General features: G+C 69.1%; 21 protein-coding genes. 6 read left to right on the plus strand and 15 right to left on the minus strand.

All coding sequences use genetic code 11. The annotated features are described in order from the left end of the window. Positions 1–6: 6 nt before the first annotated feature. The 9 genes from atpA to prmC all read right to left on the minus strand — a co-directional run bounded on the left by atpA (position 7) and on the right by prmC (position 7,620). Positions 7–1,647: a F0F1 ATP synthase subunit alpha gene (gene atpA / locus ABS642_RS05775; RefSeq protein ID WP_282213744.1), complete on the minus strand. Its 1,641-nt coding sequence runs from the start codon at positions 1,645–1,647 to the stop codon at positions 7–9. Between the two features lie 47 nt (positions 1,648–1,694). Then, positions 1,695–2,486, minus strand: coding sequence for a F0F1 ATP synthase subunit delta (locus ABS642_RS05780; protein WP_282213745.1), 792 nt, complete (start codon positions 2,484–2,486; stop codon positions 1,695–1,697). Then, complete coding sequence (locus ABS642_RS05785) at positions 2,486–3,040, minus strand: F0F1 ATP synthase subunit B (RefSeq protein WP_282213746.1); 555 nt, start codon at positions 3,038–3,040, stop codon at positions 2,486–2,488. The genes ABS642_RS05780 and ABS642_RS05785 overlap by 1 nt, the downstream gene beginning before the upstream one ends. Positions 3,041–3,067: 27 nt before the next feature. After that, a complete protein-coding gene (gene atpE / locus ABS642_RS05790) occupies positions 3,068–3,307 on the minus strand; it encodes an ATP synthase F0 subunit C (RefSeq protein ID WP_045265023.1) in 240 nt (79 codons plus the stop codon). A 43-nt stretch (positions 3,308–3,350) separates the two neighbouring features. Further along, positions 3,351–4,043, minus strand: coding sequence for a F0F1 ATP synthase subunit A (atpB, locus tag ABS642_RS05795; RefSeq protein WP_282213747.1), 693 nt, complete (start codon positions 4,041–4,043; stop codon positions 3,351–3,353). Between the two features lie 236 nt (positions 4,044–4,279). Next, positions 4,280–4,798 carry a hypothetical protein gene (locus ABS642_RS05800; protein ID WP_350352577.1) on the minus strand — a complete coding sequence of 173 codons (519 nt, stop codon included), beginning with the start codon at positions 4,796–4,798 and terminating at the stop codon, positions 4,280–4,282. After that, positions 4,798–5,967: an MraY family glycosyltransferase gene (locus tag ABS642_RS05805; RefSeq protein ID WP_282213749.1), complete on the minus strand. Its 1,170-nt coding sequence runs from the start codon at positions 5,965–5,967 to the stop codon at positions 4,798–4,800. Before ABS642_RS05805 ends, ABS642_RS05800 begins: the two co-directional genes overlap by 1 nt. After that, positions 5,964–6,707 (minus strand): L-threonylcarbamoyladenylate synthase, encoded by a 744-nt coding sequence (locus tag ABS642_RS05810; RefSeq protein WP_350352578.1) that lies wholly within the window; start codon positions 6,705–6,707, stop codon positions 5,964–5,966. The genes ABS642_RS05805 and ABS642_RS05810 overlap by 4 nt, the downstream gene beginning before the upstream one ends. 52 nt (positions 6,708–6,759) lie before the next feature. After that, positions 6,760–7,620, minus strand: a complete 861-nt coding sequence (gene prmC / locus ABS642_RS05815; protein WP_350352579.1) for a peptide chain release factor N(5)-glutamine methyltransferase — start codon at positions 7,618–7,620, stop codon at positions 6,760–6,762. Between the two features lie 98 nt (positions 7,621–7,718). On the opposite strand from prmC, the gene cysK reads away from it, so the two are divergent. Next, positions 7,719–8,657 (plus strand): cysteine synthase A, encoded by a 939-nt coding sequence (gene cysK, locus ABS642_RS05820; protein WP_282213752.1) that lies wholly within the window; start codon positions 7,719–7,721, stop codon positions 8,655–8,657. Next, on the plus strand, positions 8,654–9,229 hold the full coding sequence (gene epsC / locus ABS642_RS05825; RefSeq protein WP_282213753.1) for a serine O-acetyltransferase EpsC: 576 nt from the start codon (positions 8,654–8,656) through the stop codon (positions 9,227–9,229). Before cysK ends, epsC begins: the two co-directional genes overlap by 4 nt. A gap of 10 nt (positions 9,230–9,239) precedes the next feature. Here the strand turns inward: epsC and ABS642_RS05830 are convergent, their stop codons facing one another. The 6 genes from ABS642_RS05830 to lysA form a co-directional block, all read right to left on the minus strand. Continuing rightward, positions 9,240–9,647 (minus strand): hypothetical protein, encoded by a 408-nt coding sequence (locus ABS642_RS05830; RefSeq protein WP_282213754.1) that lies wholly within the window; start codon positions 9,645–9,647, stop codon positions 9,240–9,242. A gap of 32 nt (positions 9,648–9,679) precedes the next feature. After that, a complete protein-coding gene (prfA, locus tag ABS642_RS05835) occupies positions 9,680–10,759 on the minus strand; it encodes a peptide chain release factor 1 (protein ID WP_350352580.1) in 1,080 nt (359 codons plus the stop codon). Between the two features lie 8 nt (positions 10,760–10,767). Next, positions 10,768–12,834, minus strand: a complete 2,067-nt coding sequence (gene rho / locus ABS642_RS05840; RefSeq protein ID WP_350352581.1) for a transcription termination factor Rho — start codon at positions 12,832–12,834, stop codon at positions 10,768–10,770. Positions 12,835–13,006: 172 nt separating this feature from the next. Next, complete coding sequence (gene thrB / locus ABS642_RS05845) at positions 13,007–13,960, minus strand: homoserine kinase (protein ID WP_350352582.1); 954 nt, start codon at positions 13,958–13,960, stop codon at positions 13,007–13,009. A 2-nt stretch (positions 13,961–13,962) separates the two neighbouring features. Next, on the minus strand, positions 13,963–15,267 hold the full coding sequence (locus ABS642_RS05850; RefSeq protein ID WP_282213758.1) for a homoserine dehydrogenase: 1,305 nt from the start codon (positions 15,265–15,267) through the stop codon (positions 13,963–13,965). A gap of 21 nt (positions 15,268–15,288) precedes the next feature. Continuing rightward, the gene (lysA, locus tag ABS642_RS05855) at positions 15,289–16,707 is read right to left on the minus strand and encodes a diaminopimelate decarboxylase (RefSeq protein ID WP_350352583.1); all 1,419 of its coding nucleotides are present in this window, start codon (positions 16,705–16,707) and stop codon (positions 15,289–15,291) included. A gap of 150 nt (positions 16,708–16,857) precedes the next feature. On the opposite strand from lysA, the gene ABS642_RS05860 reads away from it, so the two are divergent. Genes ABS642_RS05860 through ABS642_RS05875 form a run of 4 tightly spaced genes read left to right on the plus strand, consistent with a single transcriptional unit; the run spans position 16,858 to position 20,160 of the window. Then, on the plus strand, positions 16,858–17,904 hold the full coding sequence (locus ABS642_RS05860; RefSeq protein ID WP_350353407.1) for a YihY/virulence factor BrkB family protein: 1,047 nt from the start codon (positions 16,858–16,860) through the stop codon (positions 17,902–17,904). 60 nt (positions 17,905–17,964) lie between these two features. After that, positions 17,965–18,870, plus strand: a complete 906-nt coding sequence (locus ABS642_RS05865; RefSeq protein ID WP_350352584.1) for an alpha/beta hydrolase — start codon at positions 17,965–17,967, stop codon at positions 18,868–18,870. Further along, entirely contained in the window at positions 18,845–19,426 is a 582-nt protein-coding gene (locus ABS642_RS05870; RefSeq protein WP_350352585.1) for a TetR/AcrR family transcriptional regulator, read from the plus strand. Before ABS642_RS05865 ends, ABS642_RS05870 begins: the two co-directional genes overlap by 26 nt. A 2-nt stretch (positions 19,427–19,428) precedes the next feature. Further along, positions 19,429–20,160, plus strand: a complete 732-nt coding sequence (locus ABS642_RS05875) for an alpha/beta hydrolase (protein WP_350352586.1) — start codon at positions 19,429–19,431, stop codon at positions 20,158–20,160. The last annotated feature ends 3 nt before the right edge of the window (positions 20,161–20,163 follow it).

The following is a 20,163-nucleotide window of genomic DNA, read 5'->3' on the forward strand; positions in this document are numbered from 1 at the left end:
ACGCGGTTACGCGCGACGACCCTTGACGATCTTCTCCTGGTTGACGTCGTCCGCCTCGGCCGCCGCGTGCTCCTCGTGACCGGGAGCGCCGATGGCGTGTCCCTTGCCACCCTGGAATTCCAGGACGAAGGCATCGGTGTGCTTCTCGAGCTCTGCGACCGTGTCGTCGTCGAGGACGTTGGTCTCGCGCAGGGTCTCGAGGACCTTGGTGTTGCGACGCAGGTAGTCCAGGAGCTCGCGCTCGAAGCGGAGCACGTCGGAGACCTCGATCGTGTCGAGCTTGCCCTTCGTTCCGGCCCAGATCGAGACGACCTGCTCCTCGACGGGGTACGGCGAGTACTGCGGCTGCTTGAGCAGCTCGGTCAGGCGCGCACCACGGGAGAGCTGACGACGCGACGCCTGGTCGAGGTCGGACGCGAACATCGCGAACGCCTCGAGCGAGCGGTACTGCGCGAGCTCCAGCTTCAACGTTCCGGAGACCTTCTTGATCGACTTGACCTGCGCGTCACCACCGACTCGCGAGACCGAGATACCCACGTCGACCGCCGGACGCTGGTTGGCGTTGAAGAGGTCGGACTGCAGGAAGATCTGGCCGTCGGTGATCGAGATCACGTTGGTCGGGATGTACGCCGAGACGTCGTTCGCCTTGGTCTCGATGATCGGGAGACCCGTCATCGATCCGGCACCGAGCTCGTCGGACAGCTTCGCGCAACGCTCCAGCAGACGGGAGTGCAGGTAGAAGACGTCACCCGGGTAGGCCTCGCGGCCCGGCGGACGACGCAGGAGGAGCGAGACGGCGCGGTAGGCCTCGGCCTGCTTCGACAGGTCGTCGAAGATGATGAGGACGTGCTTGCCGCCGTACATCCAGTGCTGGCCGATCGCGGAACCCGTGTAGGGAGCGAGGTACTTGAAGCCGGCGGGGTCGGATGCCGGAGCCGCCACGATCGTGGTGTACTCCAGGGCGCCGGCCTCTTCGAGCGCGCCCTTCACCGAGGCGATGGTCGAGCCCTTCTGGCCGATCGCGACGTAGATGCAGCGCACCTGCTTGTTGACGTCGCCCGACTCCCAGTTGGCCTTCTGGTTGATGATCGTGTCGATCGCGATGGCCGTCTTGCCGGTCTGGCGGTCGCCGATGATCAGCTGACGCTGACCGCGGCCGACGGGGATCATCGCGTCGATGGCCTTGATGCCGGTCTGCATCGGCTCGTGGACCGACTTACGCTGCATGACGCCGGGCGCCTGCAGCTCGAGCTCGCGGACCGCCTCGGTCGCGATCGAGCCGAGGCCGTCGATCGGGTTGCCGAGCGGGTCGACGACGCGGCCGAGGTAGCCGTCGCCGACGGGGACCGAGAGGACCTCACCCGTGCGGGTGACCTCCTGGCCGGCCTCGACGCCGGTGAACTCGCCGAGGACGACGACACCGATCTGGTGCTCGTCGAGGTTCAGCGCGAGACCCTTGGTGCCGTCTGCGAAGGTCACGAGCTCGTTGGCCATGACGCCGGGCAGGCCCTCGACATGCGCGATTCCATCCGCGGCGTCGATGACGGTGCCGACCTCGGTCGCCGCGGCCCCGGTGGGCTCGTAGGCGGCGGCGAAGTCCTTCAGCGCGTCACGGATGACGTCGGGGCTGATCGATAGTTCTGCCATTGTCTTCCCTTTGTATCTGGGTGCGCGGTTCCCCGCGCGAAGTCGTGTTAGCCCGCGAGCTTCTGGCGAAGATCTGCGAGTCGAGCGGAGATGCTGCCGTCGATGACGTCATCGGCGATCTGCACGCGCAGGCCTCCGAGGACGGCAGGGTCGATGACGACGTTGAGCGTGACCTTGCCGTCGTAGCGCTGCGAGAGAGCATCGCTGAGACGGGTGCGCTGCGCGTCGTTGAGCTCGGACGCGGTGTGGACCGTCGCCACGACTCGACCGTGCTGGCTCGAGACGATGCGCGTGGCGCGGTTGAGCAGCTGGCGCACACGCCGCTCGCGCGGCTGGCGCACGAGCGAGGAGACGATCAGCGTGGCGGGAGCGCTGTAGCCGCCGTCGGCGAGCAGCCGCTCCACGAGAGCGCCCTTGGCTTCCTCTCCCCCGAGGCGGCTGCCCAGGGCGAGCTCGAGCTCGGCGTTGGCGGCGATCACGCGGGAGAACCCGAAGATCTCCGCCTCGAGATCGGCGCCGGGCTCCGCGATCGCTGCGGCGCGGATCGCGAGCTCCTCGATGCCGTCCACCAGCTCGGAGGCGTTCGACCAGCGCTCGGCGACGACGGTCTTCAAGACGCTCTGCGCGTCTGCGGAGAATCCGCCGAAGATCGCTGTGACGACGTTCTGTCGCGCGTCGGCCGGAGCCGACGGGTCGGCCAGCGCGCCGCTCAGCTGGGACGACTCGCTCACGGCGCGCCCGGCAGCGAAGAGCTCCCGTGCGGTGTCGAGAGTGACGCCCTTCGCTGCGGCAAGCGTCTCGATGGATGCCGCGAGTGCCTGAGTGGTCGCGCTGCCCATTACTGAGCCGCCTTCTCGGATGCCTCGAGATCGGCGAGGAAGCGATCGACGACAGCCGTGGCACGAGCGTCGTCGGAGAGGGTCTCTCCGACCACACCGCCGGCGAGGTCGAGGGCCAGCGAGCCCACCTCGCTGCGCAGCGAGACGAGAGCGGTCTGACGCTCGGCCTCGATCTGCGTGTGCGCGGTGGCCGTGAGGCGTGCAGCCTCGCTGGAAGCGGCATCCTTGGCCTCGGCGACGATCTTCTTGCCGTCCTCACGGGCGGCCTCACGGATCTCACCGGCCTCGGTGCGTGCCTCCGCCAGCTGGCGGGTGTACTCCTCGAGTGCTGCTTCGGCCTTCTTCTGCGCCTCGTCAGCCTTCGCCATGTTGCCTTCGATGGCAGCGGACCGCTCGTCGAGCATCTTCGTCAGCTTGGGAAGGGCGACCTTCCACACGACGAAGAGGATGACGACGAACCACAGACCCGACCAGATGATGTCGTACCACTCGGGGATCAGGGGGTTCTTCGGTTCCCCCTCCGCCGCGAGGTTCGTGACAAGAGCGTTCAGCATCCTGTCTCCTTCTGAAGTCGGTAGGGATTACGCGGGGAACGGGATGAATGCGACGGCGATGCCGACGAACGCAAGCGCCTCGGTGAAGGCGATACCGATCCACATGAGGACCTGAAGGCGGCCGGCCAGCTCGGGCTGACGAGCGACGCCCTCGATGGTCTTGCCGACGACGATACCCACGCCGATGGCCGGGCCGATGGCTGCGAGGCCGTAGCCGACCGCACCGATGTGACCGTTGATTTCAGCGAGAACCGTAGTTGCGTCCACGGGTTTTTCCTTTCGTTGGGTGGGAGGGCTGATGCCCGCCCGCTCAGTGCTCTTCTGCGACCGCGAGCTGGATGTAGACCGCGGTGAGGACGGTGAAGACGTAGGCCTGCAGAACGGCCACCAGAATCTCGAAGAGAGTGAAGGCGCCGCCGAAGGCGAGGGTTCCGACGCCGAGGGCGGCCCAGCCGCCGCCGACGGTGAAGAAGAAGAACTGCGTGGCCCCGAAGCACAGCACGAGCAGCATGTGCCCGACGACCATGTTCATCAGGAGTCGGAGCATCAGAGTGACCGGGCGCAGGATGAAGGTCGAGAGCAGCTCGATGATCGCGACGATCGGCATCGCGAAGCCCGGGACTCCCTGCGGGAGGAGGGCGTTCTTGAAGAACCGGAAGCCGTGGCGTCGCATGCCCGCATAGATGAAGGTCACGTAGCTCACGATCGCGAGCGTCAGAGGCACGGCCGCGATGCTGGTTCCGGCGATGTTCAGGAACGGGATGATGCCGGTGATGTTCATGAACAGCACCATGAAGAAGATCGTGGTGAGGATCGGCAGGAAGCGGTCGCCGTCCTTGCGTCCGAGCAGGTCGTGCGCGATGTTGCCGCGGACGAGGCCGAGACCCATCTCGACGAGGCTCTGGAAGCGGCCGGGCACGACCGTCATGCGACGCGTGCCGAGCCAGAGGATCAGGACGACGGCGATGACCGACAGCAGCTGCACCAGGTGGATGCGGTGCACCGGGATGCCCGCGACGTTGAAGAGGATCTCCGGGAAGAACTCATCGATCGACGGGCCGTGGAACTCGCCGTCAGTGGCGAGTTTAGGGATCAGGGTCGCAGCAAGATTAAACAGCGCGGGCTCCAGCTTCGGGGCACCGGTCTAAACCGGGGCGACGATGGTCGGTGTGCTATCAGCGCAAGCGCTCGCGGGCGAGCGGCGGGCACTCCTCAACACTATCAGAATATGAGGATGTCCTAAGACCGCTGACCGCCCTCGGACGATCCCTCGTCCGCGCGGTTCTGGGCCCCCGGCGCCACGTCCTCCGGCACCTCGGTCGGCAGCGTCGTGTCGCTGACGTTCGGCAGGCGCATGCGCGTGAGGACGATCACGTCGATGATCAGCGACATGATCACGCCGGCGACGATCGAGAGGAAGAACACCATCGGCTGCACCCACGGCTGACCGCCGAGAAGGATCATCACCACGACGAACAGGCCGAGCTTCAGCAGCCACCCGCCGAGCACGATCGCGAAGAAGAGCTGCACGTAGATGGGGTCGCCATACCAGCGGTTGGCGACGAGGATGCTGATGCCCGTGATCGCCAGGAACAGGGCGGACAGCAGCACGCCGAGAAGGCCGCTCACCAGCCCCTCCCCCTGGGCGACGAGGAATCCCACACCACCGGCCACGATCGCGAGCACGGCGGTCGCCACCGCCGACCAGATCAGTGTTCGACGCAGGATCGGCGTGCTGGATACGGGGCTGGGGCTCATCAGGACTCCACGGGTGTCGGATCGGGTGCAACCCCCGCCGGGCGCTTTCTGCGGCGGGTAGGACTCAGGGTGATGACGAGGCAGGCCGCGATGCCCACGATGCCGAAGCCGACGCCGGGCAGGTACTGGCCGGGCCAGTCCTCCCGCGCGCCGACGTACATGAGCAGGACAGCGAGGGAGATGACCGCCGTCCATGCGTAGAAGATGAGGACCGCGTCCCGGTCGCGGTGACCGAGGTCGAGCATCCGGTGGTGCAGGTGCTTGCGGTCGGGCGAGAACGGCGACTTGCCGGCGTTCATGCGACGGAGCACCGCCAGGCCGAAGTCGAGGAGCGGCAGCAGGACGACCAGGAGCGGCAGCAGGATCGGGATGAACGCACCGAGCAGCTGCGAGCGGCCGAGGCGCTCGGGGTCGAGGGCGGAGGGATCCATCTGCCCCGTGAGGGCGATCGCGGACGTGGACATCAGCAGCCCGAGCACCAGCGCTCCGGAGTCGCCCATGAACAGCTTCGCGGGACTCCAGTTCAGCGGGAGGAATCCCAGGCAGGCACCGATGAGCACGGCGGCGATGAACGTCGAGAGGTTGAAGTAGCTGGAGGCACCCGAGTCGCGCGTGAAGATGTACGAGTAGGCGAAGAAGACGCCGTTCGAGATGAGGCACACGCCGGCGACGAGTCCGTCGAGTCCGTCGATGAAGTTCACGGCGTTCATGACGATCACGATCGCGAACATCGTCATCGTGATGCTGACCCAGCTCGAGAAGACGATCAGATCGCCGAACGGGAGCGAGAGGATCTGCAGCCCGCCGCCCACGGTGATGATCCCGGCGGCGAGGAACTGCGCGCCCAGCTTGATCATCCAGTCCAGATCCCAGAGGTCGTCGACCACGCCGATCACGGCGATCAGGAAGGAGGCGCCGAGGATCGACCACATGGTCGTCGGCGGGATCCAGATGCTCTGGAAGAAGGGGTTGGTCGCCGAGAACGCGAAGGCGGCGGCGATGCCGAGGAAGATCGCGACACCGCCGAGCCTCGGAGTGGGCGTCGTGTGCACGTCGCGATCGCGGATGCCGGGATAGAGCTTGAAGCGCAGGCTCAGCCGCCAGACCGCCCACGTCAACCCGAAGGTGAGGACGGCGGTGATGACGATCGTGAAGAGGTACTGCTTCACGGGTTCCCGTCCTGCTGCTCCTCCGCGTCGGGCTCGTGCGGGTGATCCTCGTGCGACTCCTGCGCCTCGTCGGACTCGAGCAGGTCGCCGAGCACCTCGTCCAGCTGCTCGCGTGTCACGACGCCGTGCCGGAGGATGCGCACGACGCCCTGCTCCTCGTCGCCGCGTCGGACGAGCGAGGTGGCGTCGACGATCGTCGAGGAGATGCCGTTCTTGCTCATGCCGTCGGCGAGATACACCGCGACGCTGTCGCCGAGCATCTTCTCCGCGTCGAGAGCCGAGATCGCGGCATCCTGACCCGTGAGGTTGGCGCTGGACACCGCGAGCGGGCCGGTCTCGGCCAGCAGCTCGAGCGCCACGTGGCCCTCCGGCATGCGCACGGCGACGGTTCCGAGGGTCTCCCCCAGGTCCCAGACCAGAGACGGCTGCGCAGGGAGCACGATCGTGAGGCCGCCGGGCCAGAACGCGTCGACGAGACGCTGCACGGGCTCCGGCACCGACTCGGCCAGCGCCGCGAGAGTGTCCTTCGACCCGATCAGCACGGGCGGCGGCTGGTTGCGACCGCGGCCCTTGGCGTCGAGAAGACGCTGCACGGCGGTCGGCGAGAAGGCGTCGGCGGCGACGCCGTACACGGTGTCTGTGGGCATGACGATGAGTTCACCGCGGCCGATCGCCTGGCGTGCGTGGCGCATTCCGGCGAGCAGCTGCGCCTCGTCGCGGCAGTCGAAGATGGTTGACATGACGGTTCGATTCTATCCGGGACGGATGCGGCGGAAGCTCGACGTGCGCTGATCAGGGCCGGAGAGCCGTCGTCGTACGGTCTCGCAGGGTGAGGTCGCGGTGCGTGGCGGCGGCGCGCCAGCCGTCTTCGGCGAGCAGCTCCCTGATCGACGCGCCCTGCAGCTCGCCGTGCTCGATCACCAGCAATCCGCCCGATCGCAGCAGACGCAGCGCCCTGGTGCTGAGCACGCGCACGATGTCGAGGCCGTCCTCGCCGCCGTAGAGCGCCAGTGCGGGGTCGAACAAGCGGACCTCGGGGTCCCGCGGGATCGCGGCGTCGGGGACGTACGGCGGATTCGAGATGACGACGGATGCCGTGCCGTCGAGCTCGGGGAACGCCTCGCCGAGGTCGGAGAGCACGAGCGTGAGGTTCTCCACTCCTGCCGTGTTCCGGCTCGCCCACGCGTGTGCGTCCGGGGAGAGCTCGGCGGCGAAGATCCGTGCGTGCGGGACCTCGGTCGCCATGGCCAGGGCGATCGCTCCGCTCCCCGTGCCGAGATCGACACCGATCGGCGCGGGCTCCGGCGCGTTCAGCAGTGCGTCGATCGCGTACTGCACGACCGTCTCGGTCTCGGGGCGCGGCACGAAGACGCCGGGTCCGACGGCCAGTTCGAGATGGCGGAAGGGAGCGGTGCCGGTGATGTGCTGGAGCGGCTCCCGGCCGGAGCGCCGCGCCACGAGGATATCGAGCGCCGCAGCGTCATCCTCACCCACGCTGTCGCCGCGCACGATCGCCGCCTGCACCTCGCCGCGGCGACGACCCAGTACGTGTCCGGCGAGCAGTTCGGCATCGACGAGCGGATCGGGTACCCCGGCGTCCGCGAGGCGCTGGGCCGCGGCGCGCACGAGGGCGGCGAGCGAGTTCTCAGGCATGGCTTCCAGCGTAGAGTGCAAGCGTGCGTCACATTTCCGGCACCCGAAGCCGCCTCACCTAGGCTGGGGCGCAGCGACCCGCTCTGGAAAGGTTCCTCATGCCCGGTATTCACTCCGACATCACCACCGCGTTCGGCAACACCCCGCTCGTCCGCCTGAACAGGGTCGCCGAGGGCGTCGGCGCCACGGTGCTGGCCAAGCTCGAGTTCTACAACCCCGCATCGAGCGTCAAGGACCGCCTGGGCATCGCCATCGTCGACGCCGCCGAGGCATCGGGCGAGCTGAAGCCGGGCGGGACGATCGTCGAGGCGACCAGCGGCAACACGGGCATCGCTCTCGCGATGGTGGGTGCGGCTCGCGGCTACAAGGTGATCCTCACGATGCCGGCATCCATGTCGAAGGAGCGGCGGATGCTGCTCAAGGCGTTCGGCGCCGAGCTCGTGCTGACCGACCCCACCAAGGGCATGACCAACGCCATCGCCGAGGCCGAGGCGATCGCGGCGAAGACGCCGGGCGCCGTGCTGGCGAAGCAGTTCGCGAACGAGGCCAACCCGGCCATCCACCGCAAGACCACCGCCGAGGAGATCCTCCGCGACACCGACGGCAAGGTCGACTACTTCGTCGCCGGCATCGGCACGGGCGGCACGATCACGGGTGTCGGACAGGTGCTCAAGGAGCGCATCCCCGGCGTCAAGATCGTCGCCGTCGAGCCCAAGGACTCCCCGATCCTCACCGAGGGCCACCCCGGTCCGCACAAGATCCAGGGCATCGGACCGAACTTCGTGCCTCCGATCCTCGACCGCGACGTGCTCGACGAGGTGATCGACGTCACATTCGACGACGCGATCCGCCTCGCCCGCGAGACCGCGGCGAAGGACGGCATCCTCGTCGGCATGTCCAGCGGTGCCGCGATCTGGGCCGCGCTCGAGATCGCCAAGCGCCCCGAAGCAGCAGGCAAGAACATCGTCGTGATCATCCCCTCGTTCGGCGAGCGGTACCTGTCGACGGCGCTGTACGAGCACCTGCGCGACGAGTGAGCACGTCGATCTGGGCTCGCGTGCGCGAGGACATCGCGGCGGCGCGCCTGCGGGATCCCGCTGCACGCAGCGCGGTCGAGGTCGCTCTGCTGTACCCGGGTCTGCATGCCATCTGGGCGCATCGCGTCTCGCATGCGCTGTGGCGACGGCGGCTCCGGCTGCTGGCCCGCGCCGGGTCCCAGCTGTCCCGGTGGCTCACGGGAGTCGAGATCCATCCCGGCGCGACGATCGGTCGACGCTTCTTCATCGACCACGGCATGGGCGTGGTGATCGGCGAGACGGCCGAGATCGGCGATGACGTGATGCTCTATCACGGCGTGACCCTCGGCGGCCGCACGCGCGACGCCGGGAAGCGGCATCCCACTCTCGGCGACGGCGTGGCCGTCGGCGCCGGGGCCAAGATCCTGGGTCCCGTGACGATCGGCGCGGGAACCGTGGTCGGCGCGAACGCCGTGGTGACGCGCGACGCCCCGGCGGACAGCATCCTCGTCGGGGTGCCGGCCAAGCCGCGCCTGCGCGTCGTGGGCGAGGACACCCGGGCCCTGCTCACGGCGCCCGACTACTCCATCTGAGCGGTGCCCGCTAGCGGCGGCGCGGCTCCTTCGCGTCGACCTTGCGCTTCAGGAAGATCAGCGGCAGCAGCACGCTGCCGAGAGCGGTGATCAGCCAGACGATCACCGAGCCGAGCAGCCAGCCGGTGAGGTCGACGATGCGCAGGCCGCCGATGGGCAGCAGCACCACGATGACGAGGGCGATCAGCGTCGAGAAGATCCCGATGCCGCCCATGAGGACCGGCGCATAGCGATCGGCCAGCTTGCTGACCCACGGCGCGAGCACGCTCTGCAGGATCGCGAAGATCAGGATGCAGATGACGAAGCCCCACCACTTGTCCCACTGGATCTGGAAGCCCGCGAGGAGCGCATCCGCGACGATGAGGCCGAGACCTGCGGACACGACGTACATGAGCCCGCGGAACAGGAGTGTGATCACGGGCCGAGCCTAGCGGTCCGCGGCGGCCGAGGTCAGGAATCGTTGCCGACGGCGGCCAGCTGGGCTTCCTCGTCGGCGGCGATGGCACTGGTGATGATCGGATCGAGCGCGCCGTCCATCACCTGATCGAGGTTGTACGCCTTGAAACCGGTGCGGTGATCCGCGATGCGGTTCTCCGGGAAGTTGTAGGTGCGGATACGCTCCGAGCGATCCATGCCGCGGATCTGCGACTTGCGCACATCGGAGGCGGCTGCGGCGAGCTCCTCCTGCTGACGGGCGAGCAGGCGGGCGCGGAGAACGCGCATGCCGGCCTCGCGGTTCTGCAGTTGCGACTTCTCGTTCTGCATCGAGACGACGATGCCGGTCGGAAGGTGCGTCAGGCGCACCGCCGAGTCGGTCGTGTTGACCGACTGCCCGCCCGGACCGGACGAGCGGAACACGTCGATCTTCAGATCGTTCTGATCGATCTGGATCTCTTCGGGCTCATCCACCTCGGGGAAGACCAGCACGCCGGTCGTCGAGGTGTGGATGCGTCCCTGGGACTCCGTCGCCGGGACCCGCTGCACGCGGTGCACGCCACCCTCGTACTTGAGGTGCGCCCACACCCCCTGAGCGGGGTCGGTCGACGATCCCTTGATCGCGACCTGCACGTCCTTGTAGCCGCCGAGGTCGGACTCGTTGCGCTCCAGGAGCTCGGTCTTCCAGCCCTTCGACGCGGCGTACTGCACGTACATGCGCAGCAGGTCGGCGGCGAACAGCGCCGACTCGGCACCGCCCTCCCCCGCCTTGATCTCCATGATCACGTCACGGGCGTCGTCGGGGTCGCGCGGGATCAGCAGGCGTCGCAGCCGCTCCTGAGCGGACTGCAGCTCCTCTTCCATCGCCGGGATCTCCGCCGCGATCGACTCGTCCTCACGGGCGAACTCCCGCGCGGTCTCGAGATCGTCGGTCGCGGCGACCCACGCGTCGTGCGCTGCGACGATGCGCGACAGCTCGGCGTAGCGGCGATTGACACGCTTCGCACGACCGGCGTCGGCGTGCACCGCCGGGTCGGAGAGCTCCTCCTGGACCCGGCGATGCTCGTCGATCAGAGTCTGGACGGACTCGAACACGGAATCCCTCAGCGGATGTTGTTGTCGTGACCGTGCGCGCCCGAGGAGAGCGCGGGGATCGACTTCTGCATCTGCACGAGGAACTCGACGTTCGAGTTCGTCTCCTTGAGCTTGCCGAGCACGACCTCGAGGGCCTGCTGCTGGTCGAGGCCCGCCAGGGCGCGACGCAGCTTCCAGGTGATCTTGACCTCGTCGGCCGAGAGCAGCATCTCCTCGCGGCGAGTGCTCGACGCGTTCACGTCGACCGCCGGGAAGATGCGCTTGTCGGCGAGGGAGCGCGACAGGCGCAGCTCGCTGTTGCCGGTGCCCTTGAACTCCTCGAAGATGACCTCGTCCATCTTGGAACCGGTCTCGACGAGCGCGGTGGCGAGGATCGTGAGCGATCCGCCGTTCTCGATGTTGCGCGCGGCGCCGAAGAAGCGCTTGGGCGGGTACAGCGCCGAGGCGTCGACACCGCCGGTGAGCACGCGACCGGATGCCGGAGCCGCGAGGTTGTACGCGCGGCCGAGGCGGGTGATCGAGTCGAGCAGCACGACGACGTCGCGACCCAGCTCGACCAGACGCTTGGCACGCTCGATGGCGAGCTCGGCGACCGTGGTGTGGTCCTCGGCAGGACGGTCGAAGGTCGAGGCGATGACCTCGCCCTTCACCGTGCGCTCCATGTCGGTGACCTCTTCGGGGCGCTCGTCGACGAGCACGACCATGAGGTGGACCTCGGGGTTGTTCTGCGCGATCGCGTTGGCGATCTGCTGCAGCACGATGGTCTTGCCGGCCTTCGGGGGCGCGACGATGAGGCCGCGCTGGCCCTTGCCGATCGGGGCGACCAGATCGATGATGCGCTGGGTCAGCTTCTCCGGAGCGGTCTCGAGACGCAGACGCTCCTGGGGGTACAGCGGGGTGAGCTTGCCGAAGTCGACGCGAGTGGCGGCATCGTCGATCGACAGACCGTTGATCGAGTCGACCTTCACGAGTGCGTTGTACTTCTGACGGCCCTGCTGCTCGCCCTCGCGGGGCTGCTTGATGGAGCCGACGACCGCGTCACCCTTGCGGAGGTTGTACTTCTTGACCTGTCCGAGCGACACGTAGACGTCGCTGGGACCGGCGAGGTAGCCGGTGGTGCGCACGAAGGCGTAGTTGTCGAGCACGTCGAGGATGCCGGCGATCGGGATCAGGACGTCGTCCTCGCCGATCTCGGTGTCGAACTCGTCGGTCGGCTCCGCGCCGCGGCGCTTGTTGCGCTGACGGTTGCGGTTGTTCCCGCCCGGCTGATCGTCTGCGGCACCCGCGGCGGCCTGAGGCTGCTGCTGGTCCTGCGCGGCACCGTTCTGACCGCGACCACGGTTGCGGCTGCGGTTGCGGTTGCGGCCACGGCCACCCTGCTCGTCGCCACCGTCGGAGTCGGACGCGTCGTTGTTCTGCGCGTCGTCCTTCTGACCGTTGCCGTTCTGACCGTTGCCGTTCTGGGCGTTGCCGTTCTGGGCGTTGCCGTTCTGACCGTCATCGCTCTGGGCGTTGCCGTTCTGGGCGTTGCCGTTCTGGCTGCCGCCTCGCGCATTGCTGTTGCGCGGGTTGCGCTTGGGGGCGGAGTCGTTCTGTCCGCCGTCCTCCTGGCCGGACTCGGCCGGCGCGGCATCGGCCGCGACCTCGGAGGCCGGGGTCTCGGCCTCGGCCGCAGGCTTCTGCGCACCGCGGCGACCGCGGCCGGTGGTCTTCGGGGCGGCCTCGGCCGGCGCTTCTGCGGCGGCAGGAGCCTCGGTCGGCGCGGCGGCTGCGTCGGCGGCAGGAGCGTCGGCATCCGCCTTCTTCGCACGGCTGCGGCGCGGGGCCTTCGCCTTGGGGGCGGCCTCTGCGGTCTCGGCGCCGTCGCTGGACGGCGCTGCCTTCGGCTCGGCGGCCGCGGACGCGGCATCCTTCGCCTCGGCGGCCTTCTCGGCCTTCGCCGCGGCCGTCGCGGTGGTGGCACGACGCGGTGCGCGCTTGCGCGCCGGGGCGGCCGTCTCGGTACCGGCAGCAGCCTCTGGCGGATCGGCGACGGACGTCGTCTGATCGTTCTGGGTCTCGGAGAGGTTCTCCACGAGTACTCCCTTATATGTCATGGGGAATGAGCGTTGAACGCGCACAACGGGTGCTGCGCGCGATCGCACGGGCTGACGCTCGGCGCCAGCCGGCCTCGGCAGGGAGTTCTCGGAAGAAATCTGCCTCAGGGGTTTGCGTGCGGGTCTTGCAAGATTTGCAATGGGGCCAGATTCACGAAACTACGTGGAGCCCTCCGCTCGCCCCCACTGTACCACCACGGACGTCGACGGCGAGCAGGAGCGCCTCCCACGGGGTGTCGGTGACGCGATCGGCGAGATCCACGGCGTCCTGGCGGCTGCCGGGCCCATCGGCGAGCACGAGCACGCTCGGTCCGGCACCGGAGACCACGGCAGCGAAGCCCTCGGCGCGGAGCGCCTGCACGAGCCGCTGCGTCTCCGGCATCGCCTCGGCGCGATAGTCCTGATGAAGGCGGTCGGCCGTGGCGTCGAACAGCAGCTCGGGGCTCTGCATGAGCGCGGCGATGAGCAGAGCAGAGCGCGACACGTTGAACACGGCGTCGGCCGTGGAGACCTGCGGCGGCTGCAGCGATCGCGCCTGCGAGGTCGACATCGTGTACGCCGGGACGAGTACGAGCGGAGAGACTCCTCGGTGCACGAGGAGCTTCTTGTGCTGCGGGCCGCGCTCCCCCACCCAGGCGATCGTCAGTCCGCCGAACAGCGCGGGGGCGACGTTGTCGGGGTGACCTTCGAGTTCGGTGGCGAGGCGCAGCAGGTCGGCGTCGTCGATCTCGACGTCGCCCTCCAGCAGCCCCTTGGCTGCGAGCACGCCAGCGGCGACCGCCGCGCCGGAGGACCCGAGGCCCCGACCGTGCGGCACGCCGTTCTCGGCGACGATCCGCAGTCCGGGGACGGGCCGGCCGACGTCGGCGAAGACATAAGCGATGGTGCGAACGATGAGGTTCGATGCGTCGCGCGGGATCTCCTCCGCGCCGGAGCCCGTGACCTCGATCTCGAGCCGACCGGCGGGAAGCGCGGTCACCTGGAGCGTGTCGTAGATGCTGAGAGCGAGCCCCAGGGTGTCGAAGCCCGGGCCGAGGTTCGCGCTCGTGGCGGGAACCGTCACCTCGACGGTGCGCCCCTCGACGGGCTCGGAGGTGGCCGTCACCGTCACTCGCCTTCCACGCGCAGCACGGAGACGACGCGCTCCACGACCGCGCTGCCGGCGAGGGCATCGACGGTCGCGCTGAGCGCCTGCTCGGTCGCGCGGTGGGTGCCGATGATCAGTCGCGCGGTCGGCTCGTCCTCGCCCTCGACGGTCTGCACGACGGTCGCCACGGAGACGCCGCCGTCGCTGAGCGTGCCGGCGACCGTGGCGAGCACGCCCGGCGCATCCGCGACCTCGAGCGTGATCTGGTAGCGAGTGGTGACGTGCCCGATCGGCACGACCGGGAGGTTCGCCCTGGTGGACTCGCCGACGCCCACGCCCCCCGCGATGTGGCGGCGGGCAGCGGAGACGACGTCACCGAGAACGGCGGATGCCGTCTGCACGCCGCCCGCGCCCGCGCCGTAGAACATGAGGGAGCCGGCGGCCTCGGCCTCGACGAACACCGCGTTGTTCGCGCCGTGGACGGATGCCAGCGGGTGGGAGACGGGAACGAGGGCCGGGTAGACGCGGACCGAGATCGACTCCGTGCCGTCGGCCTCCAGCCGCTCGCACACGGCGAGCAGCTTGATCACGAAGCCGGCGGCACGCGCCTCCTCGATCATCGAGGCGGTGACGGACGTGATGCCTTCGCGGTACACGGCATCCAGCGGCACGGCCGTGTGGAACGCGAGGCTCGCGAGGATGGCCGCCTTCTGCGCGGCGTCGTAGCCCTCGACATCCGCCGTCGGGTCCGATTCCGCGTAGCCCAGACGCTGGGCATCGGCGAGCACGTCGCCGAAGTCCGCTCCCTCGGTGTCCATCCGGTCGAGGATGTAGTTCGTCGTGCCGTTCACGATTCCCATGATCCGCACCACGCGGTCGCCGGCCAGCGAGTCACGCAGCGGACGGATGATCGGGATGGCCCCCGCGGCGGCCGCCTCGTAGTACACGGACGCGCCGACGCGATCGGCCGCCTCGAAGAGCTCGGGACCGTGCGTGGCGAGCAGCGCCTTGTTGGCGGTCACGACGTCGGCTCCGGAGCCGATCGCCTGGAGGATGTTCGTCCGGGCCGGCTCGATGCCGCCGATCAGCTCGATCACGATGTCGGAGCCGAGGATCAGCGTCTCGGCGTCGGTCGTGAAGAGCTCCTTCGGCAGGTCGGCGTCGCGCGGCGCGTCGACGTCGCGGACCGCGATGCCGGCGAGCTCCAGCTCGGCGCCCGCTCGGTCGGCGAGCTCATCGCCGTGTCGCAGCAGGAGAGCCGCGACCTGCGAGCCGACCGCTCCCGCGCCCAGCAGCGCCACACGAAGTCGTCGGTAGTCAGTCATGGTTGCTCCTTCGGAGGTGGGTCATCTGTCTCCCTCGGGGGCGTGCGCCCCGTCGATGCCCGCGTCTCGGGCCAGCAGGTCGTCGATGGTCTCACCGCGGACGATGATCCTCGATCGACCGTCGCGCACGGCGACGATCGGCGGACGCGGAACATGGTTGTAGTTGCTCGCCAGCGAGGCGCAGTACGCGCCCGTCGCGGGAACCGCGAGCAGATCGCCCGGCACGAGGTCGGCCGGCAGGTATTCATGATCGACGACGATGTCGCCCGACTCGCAGTGCTTTCCGACGACGCGGCTGAGCTGGGGCTCCCCCACGCCGATGCGCGAAGCGATCCGCGCCGAGAACTGGGCACCGTAGAGGGCGGTGCGGGCGTTGTCGCTCATCCCGCCGTCGACGCTGACGTATCGCCGGACCGCGCCGGATTCCACCGTCACGTCCTTCGTCGTGCCGACCTCGTACAGGGTCACGCCGGCCGTGCCGACGATCGCGCGCCCTGGTTCGAAGGACAATGCGGGCACCGGGATGCCGCGCGCCGCGCAGCCTTCGGCGACCGCGGAGACGATCTCACCGGCGAGGACCTCGATCGGCGTCGGATCGTCGACCCGGGTGTAGGCGATGCCGAAACCGCCGCCGAGGTTCAGCAGCGGCACCGGACCGCCGTCGAGGAGCGCGGCGTGCAGCTCCAGGACGCGGGAAGCCGATTCGCGGAACCCCGCGACGCCGAAGATCTGCGAGCCGATGTGGCAGTGCAGTCCGGCGAAGTCGAGCCCTGGAAGCTCCCGGATACGGGCGACGGCGTCTTCGGCCTCAGCGAGCGGGAACCCGAACTTCTGGTCCTCATGCGCCGTGGCGAGGAATTCGTGGGTCTCGGCGTGGACGCCGCTGATGACCCGCACCAGCACCCGCTGGACGGCACCGGTCCGCGCGGTGATCGCGGCGAGACGCTCGATCTCGACCGCGCTGTCGACGATGATCGTGCCGACGCCGGCGATCACGGCGCGCTCGAGCTCCGCTGTCGACTTGTTGTTCCCGTGGAAGCCGAGCGATTCGGGCGACACCCCTGCGGCGAGCGCCACCTCGAGCTCGCCTCCGGTGCACACATCGACGCGCAGTCCTTCGTCGACGACCCAGCGTGCGACGGTCGTCGAGAGGAACGCCTTGCCCGCGTAGTACACCTGCGCCGTCGTGCCGTGGTCGGATGCGGCCTGATCGAAGGCGGTCCGGAAAGCCCTGGCGCGCCCCCGGACCTCGTCCTCGTCGAGCACGAGCAGCGGGGTGCCGTAGGTGCGGGCGAGGTCGGCCGCGCTCACGCCGGCGATGTCGAGGACGCCGTCGGCGTCGCGAACCGCAGAGGCCGGCCACACTCCGCTCGCGAGATCGTTCGCGTCTTCGGGGACGACGAGCCATTCCGGGGCGAGCGAATCGGCAGGGGGAAGCACTGAGCACCAATCGTGGGACGGATCTCGGGCTGAACACGCACATCGAGGTTGACCCGATTCTATGGCACCGCCTCCGGGCGCCTTGTCACGGTGACGCCGGACGTCAAGCCCCTCCGGTGGTTTCGCGGAGGCTCATAGGGTGGGGGCGTGATGAACACCGAATCGCCCTCCGAGACCACCGCTCGCCCCGGGCTCGTCGCGCGCGTCACCGAGCCCCTGATCGCGTGGGCGCTGCGCAGACGGCTCGTGCGCGCCGCGCTGCTCTACACCGAGCGCCGCGGTCCGATGCTCGCGGACAGCGTCACCTACCGGGCGCTGTTCAGCGTCTTCGCGGGAGTCCTCCTCGGCTTCTCCGTCGCGGCGCTGTGGCTGGCGGGCAATCCCGACGCATGGCGGGCGATCATCGACTCGGTCCAGTCGGTGGTTCCCGGCCTGATCGGCGACGGCGGCGTGATCGACCCGAAGGATCTGCAGAAGCCCGCGTCGCTGTCAGTCGCGGGCATCGTCTCGCTGGTCGCGCTCATCGGCGCCGCCCTGGGTGCGATCGGGTCGCTCCGCACCGCCGTGCGGGTCATCGCCGGCACCGTGCAGGACGACATCCTCTGGGTGTGGGTGATCCTGCGCAACCTCGCTCTGGCGCTCGGCATCGGCCTCTCCTTCATCGCCGCGGCGGCCGTGACCTTCGTGGGTCAGCTCGGCGTCGCGTGGATCGGCGATCTGCTCGGGCTTCCTGCGGACTCGCCGCTCGTCAGCTGGAGCGCACCGATCCTCTCCCTCGTGATCGTGTTCGCCCTCGACACGCTCCTGCTCGTCGGCATCTTCCGACTGCTGTCCGGTGTGCGCCCCGCGGCGCGCTCCCTGTGGAGCGGCGCGCTGCTCGGTGCGGTCGGTCTCGTCGTGCTGCAGCAGCTTTCGAGCCTGTTCGTCGGAGGCGCGACCAGCAACCCGCTGCTGGCCTCTTTCGCCTCCCTGCTCGCGCTGCTCATCTGGCTCAACCTCTCCACGCAGGTGATGCTGCTGGCCTGCGCGTTCATCGTCACCGCCGATGAGGAGCGGAAGGACCGTGTGCACCAGCGTTTCGGCGCCACGACGTTCCCGCAGCGACGCCTGCAGCGCGCCGAGGTCGACGTGCGGATCGCGACCGCCGAGCTCCGGGCCGCGCAGAAGGCACTTCCCGGCGGCGGCAAGGAATCCTGACGCCGTTTCGGCCCTCGTTGTGACCAGATCGGATATTCTGGTCACAACGAGAGGAAGCCCATGGAACCGCGACGCGCACTCGTCACCACCGCCGGTGCTGAGATCTCCTTCCTCGAGTGGTGGCCGACGGAGGAGACGGGCTCGACCGTCCTCCTGCTGCACGGCGGCGGCGCCGACAGCGCCGAACTGTCGTGGGCCGAGGTCGGACCCGCACTCGCAGCGGCCGGGCACCGCGTGATCGCTCCGGATCATCCGGGCTTCGGCCGCAGCCCGCGGGCGGAGTGGCCGCTCACGCAGGAACGTCTCGTCCGCTACGTCGGCGAGTTCGCCGACGCGGTCGGTCTCACGGACTACGTGATCGGCGGTCTCTCGCTCGGCGGCGGAATGACGCTCGGCCACCTTCTCGACCGGCCGGGCCGCGCTCGCGGGGCGATGCTGCTCGGATGCTACGGCCTCATGCCCCGGCTCGCCGACGGCTTCCTCGGCGGACTGACCCACTTCACGACCTTCCTCCTGCTGCGGACCGGGGCACTGTCGGCGATGACCAGGCGCTACATGCGGAACCGCACGGCGATGGAGCGCGGCCTCCAGGATCTCGTCCGCAACCCGACGGCGCGCACGCCGGAGCTCATCGATGCGGTCCTCGCCGAGGCGGCATCCGGCACCGGCACCGCCGTTTTCGGCGAGTGGCAGCACGACCAGGTCCTGTGGAATCGGCTGCGCACCGATTACGCGGACCAGCTGGCCTCGATCCGCACGCCGACTCTCTTCGTGCACGGCGATCACGACAGCGGCGTGCCGATCGCGCGCATCCGGTTCGCGGCGGAGCGGATGCCGCGCGCGACGCTCCTCCCCGTCCCGGACGCGGGACACTGGGTGCAGCGCGACCGTCCCGACATCGTCGTCCCGGCGATGCTCGCCCACCTCCGGAGGATCGACGATGCCCCGACCACTCGTCCCGAATAGGCGGGAGCGCATCCTCGACGCCGCCGAGGCGCTCGTGCTCGCAGAAGGATTCGACGCGATGAGCGTCGCGGCGATCGCCGCGAACGCCGGAATCGGGAAGGGCGCCGTCTACCGGGAGTTCGCCTCCAAGCGCGACGTCCTCGATGCCCTGCTGCAGCGCGGCACCGCGCGGCTGAGTGATCGCGTGCGGGCCGAGACCGGCGAGCGACCGCCCCTCAGCGTCGCCTACCGGGCCTCCGCACGTGCACTGCTGGACGATGCGCTGATGACCGCCGCATTCCTCGACGACCGCGGCATCCTCGGCAGCCATGTGACCGACGTGGACGACGGCCGCTACCGGGCGCGTCATCTCGGCGTGGTCGAGTGGGTGCGCGACCTGCATTCGCGGGGAGAGCTCGACCCACGAGTCGACCCGGAGTCGCTCGCCCTGGCGCTGTCGAGCGCGACGATCGGCCTGCTCTCCGCCGCCCGTCTGCTCGGCCCCCTCTCAGCGGAGCAGCTCGAGAGCGCGATCGACACCGTGGGCCTGATGGCCGCCGGCTTCGAGAGGAACTGACGATGCACGTGAACCGCTTCGGCCCCGAAGGCAGCAGGCCGCTGCTGCTCCTGCACGGCGGCGGCGTGGCGGGGTGGATGTGGGAGCCGATGCGCGCGCACCTCGACCAGGAGCGCCGGATCCTCGTGCCCGACCTGCCGGGTCATGGGCGCAGCGCGGACGAGACCTACACCTCGCACGACGATGTGCTCCCGGCACTCGAGAAGCTGCTCGAACACGAGGGTCGGCCGGCGACGGTCGTCAGCTTCTCGCTCGGCGCCCAGCTGGCAGTGCTGCTCGCTGCCCGACGCGCGGATCTGGTCGAGGACGTGATCGTCGTCAGCGCCCAGGCCGTCCCGCTGCGGGCTGTCGGCCCTACGCTCGCCCTGCTCGGTGCGACGGCAGGGCTCGCTCGACAGGAGTGGTTCGCGAAGCTCCAGGCGCGGGAGCTGTTCGTCCCGCCCGAGCATCTCGACGACTATGTGCGGACGTCAGCCGGCATATCCCGAGAGACCCTGCTCAACGCCGTCGGCGAGAACCTGCGTTTCACACCGCCGGACGGATGGCGGGACTTCCCGGGCGCAGCACTGATCCTCGCGGGCTCGAAGGAGAAGTCGCTGATGAAGCGCTCGGCTGCCGCGCTGCAGGAGGCCCGGCCGCTGAGCGAGCGGGAGATCGTCGACGGGTGCGGTCACGGCATCCCGCTGCAGCGTGCCTCCTGGCTCGCTCGGCGTATCGAATCCCGGACGCGCTGACCA

Source organism: Microbacterium sp. A8/3-1 (assembly GCF_040267695.1).
In the GTDB taxonomy this organism is placed as follows: Bacteria; Actinomycetota; Actinomycetes; order Actinomycetales; family Microbacteriaceae; genus Microbacterium; species Microbacterium luteolum.

Bases quoted from the DNA above. Each gene is read 5' to 3' on its own strand.
- atpA (WP_282213744.1), bottom strand. From the start codon at position 1,647: ATGGCAGAACTATCGATCAGCCCCGACGTCATCCGTGACGCGCTGAAG.
- ABS642_RS05780 (WP_282213745.1), bottom strand. From the start codon at position 2,486: ATGGGCAGCGCGACCACTCAGGCACTCGCGGCATCCATCGAGACGCTT.
- ABS642_RS05785 (WP_282213746.1), bottom strand. From the start codon at position 3,040: ATGCTGAACGCTCTTGTCACGAACCTCGCGGCGGAGGGGGAACCGAAG.
- ABS642_RS05800 (WP_350352577.1), bottom strand. From the start codon at position 4,798: ATGAGCCCCAGCCCCGTATCCAGCACGCCGATCCTGCGTCGAACACTG.
- ABS642_RS05810 (WP_350352578.1), bottom strand. From the start codon at position 6,707: ATGTCAACCATCTTCGACTGCCGCGACGAGGCGCAGCTGCTCGCCGGA.
- prmC (WP_350352579.1), bottom strand. From the start codon at position 7,620: ATGCCTGAGAACTCGCTCGCCGCCCTCGTGCGCGCCGCGGCCCAGCGC.
- cysK (WP_282213752.1), top strand. From the start codon at position 7,719: ATGCCCGGTATTCACTCCGACATCACCACCGCGTTCGGCAACACCCCG.
- ABS642_RS05850 (WP_282213758.1), bottom strand. From the start codon at position 15,267: ATGACTGACTACCGACGACTTCGTGTGGCGCTGCTGGGCGCGGGAGCG.
- ABS642_RS05860 (WP_350353407.1), top strand. From the start codon at position 16,858: ATGAACACCGAATCGCCCTCCGAGACCACCGCTCGCCCCGGGCTCGTC.
- ABS642_RS05865 (WP_350352584.1), top strand. From the start codon at position 17,965: ATGGAACCGCGACGCGCACTCGTCACCACCGCCGGTGCTGAGATCTCC.
- ABS642_RS05870 (WP_350352585.1), top strand. From the start codon at position 18,845: ATGCCCCGACCACTCGTCCCGAATAGGCGGGAGCGCATCCTCGACGCC.
- ABS642_RS05875 (WP_350352586.1), top strand. From the start codon at position 19,429: ATGCACGTGAACCGCTTCGGCCCCGAAGGCAGCAGGCCGCTGCTGCTC.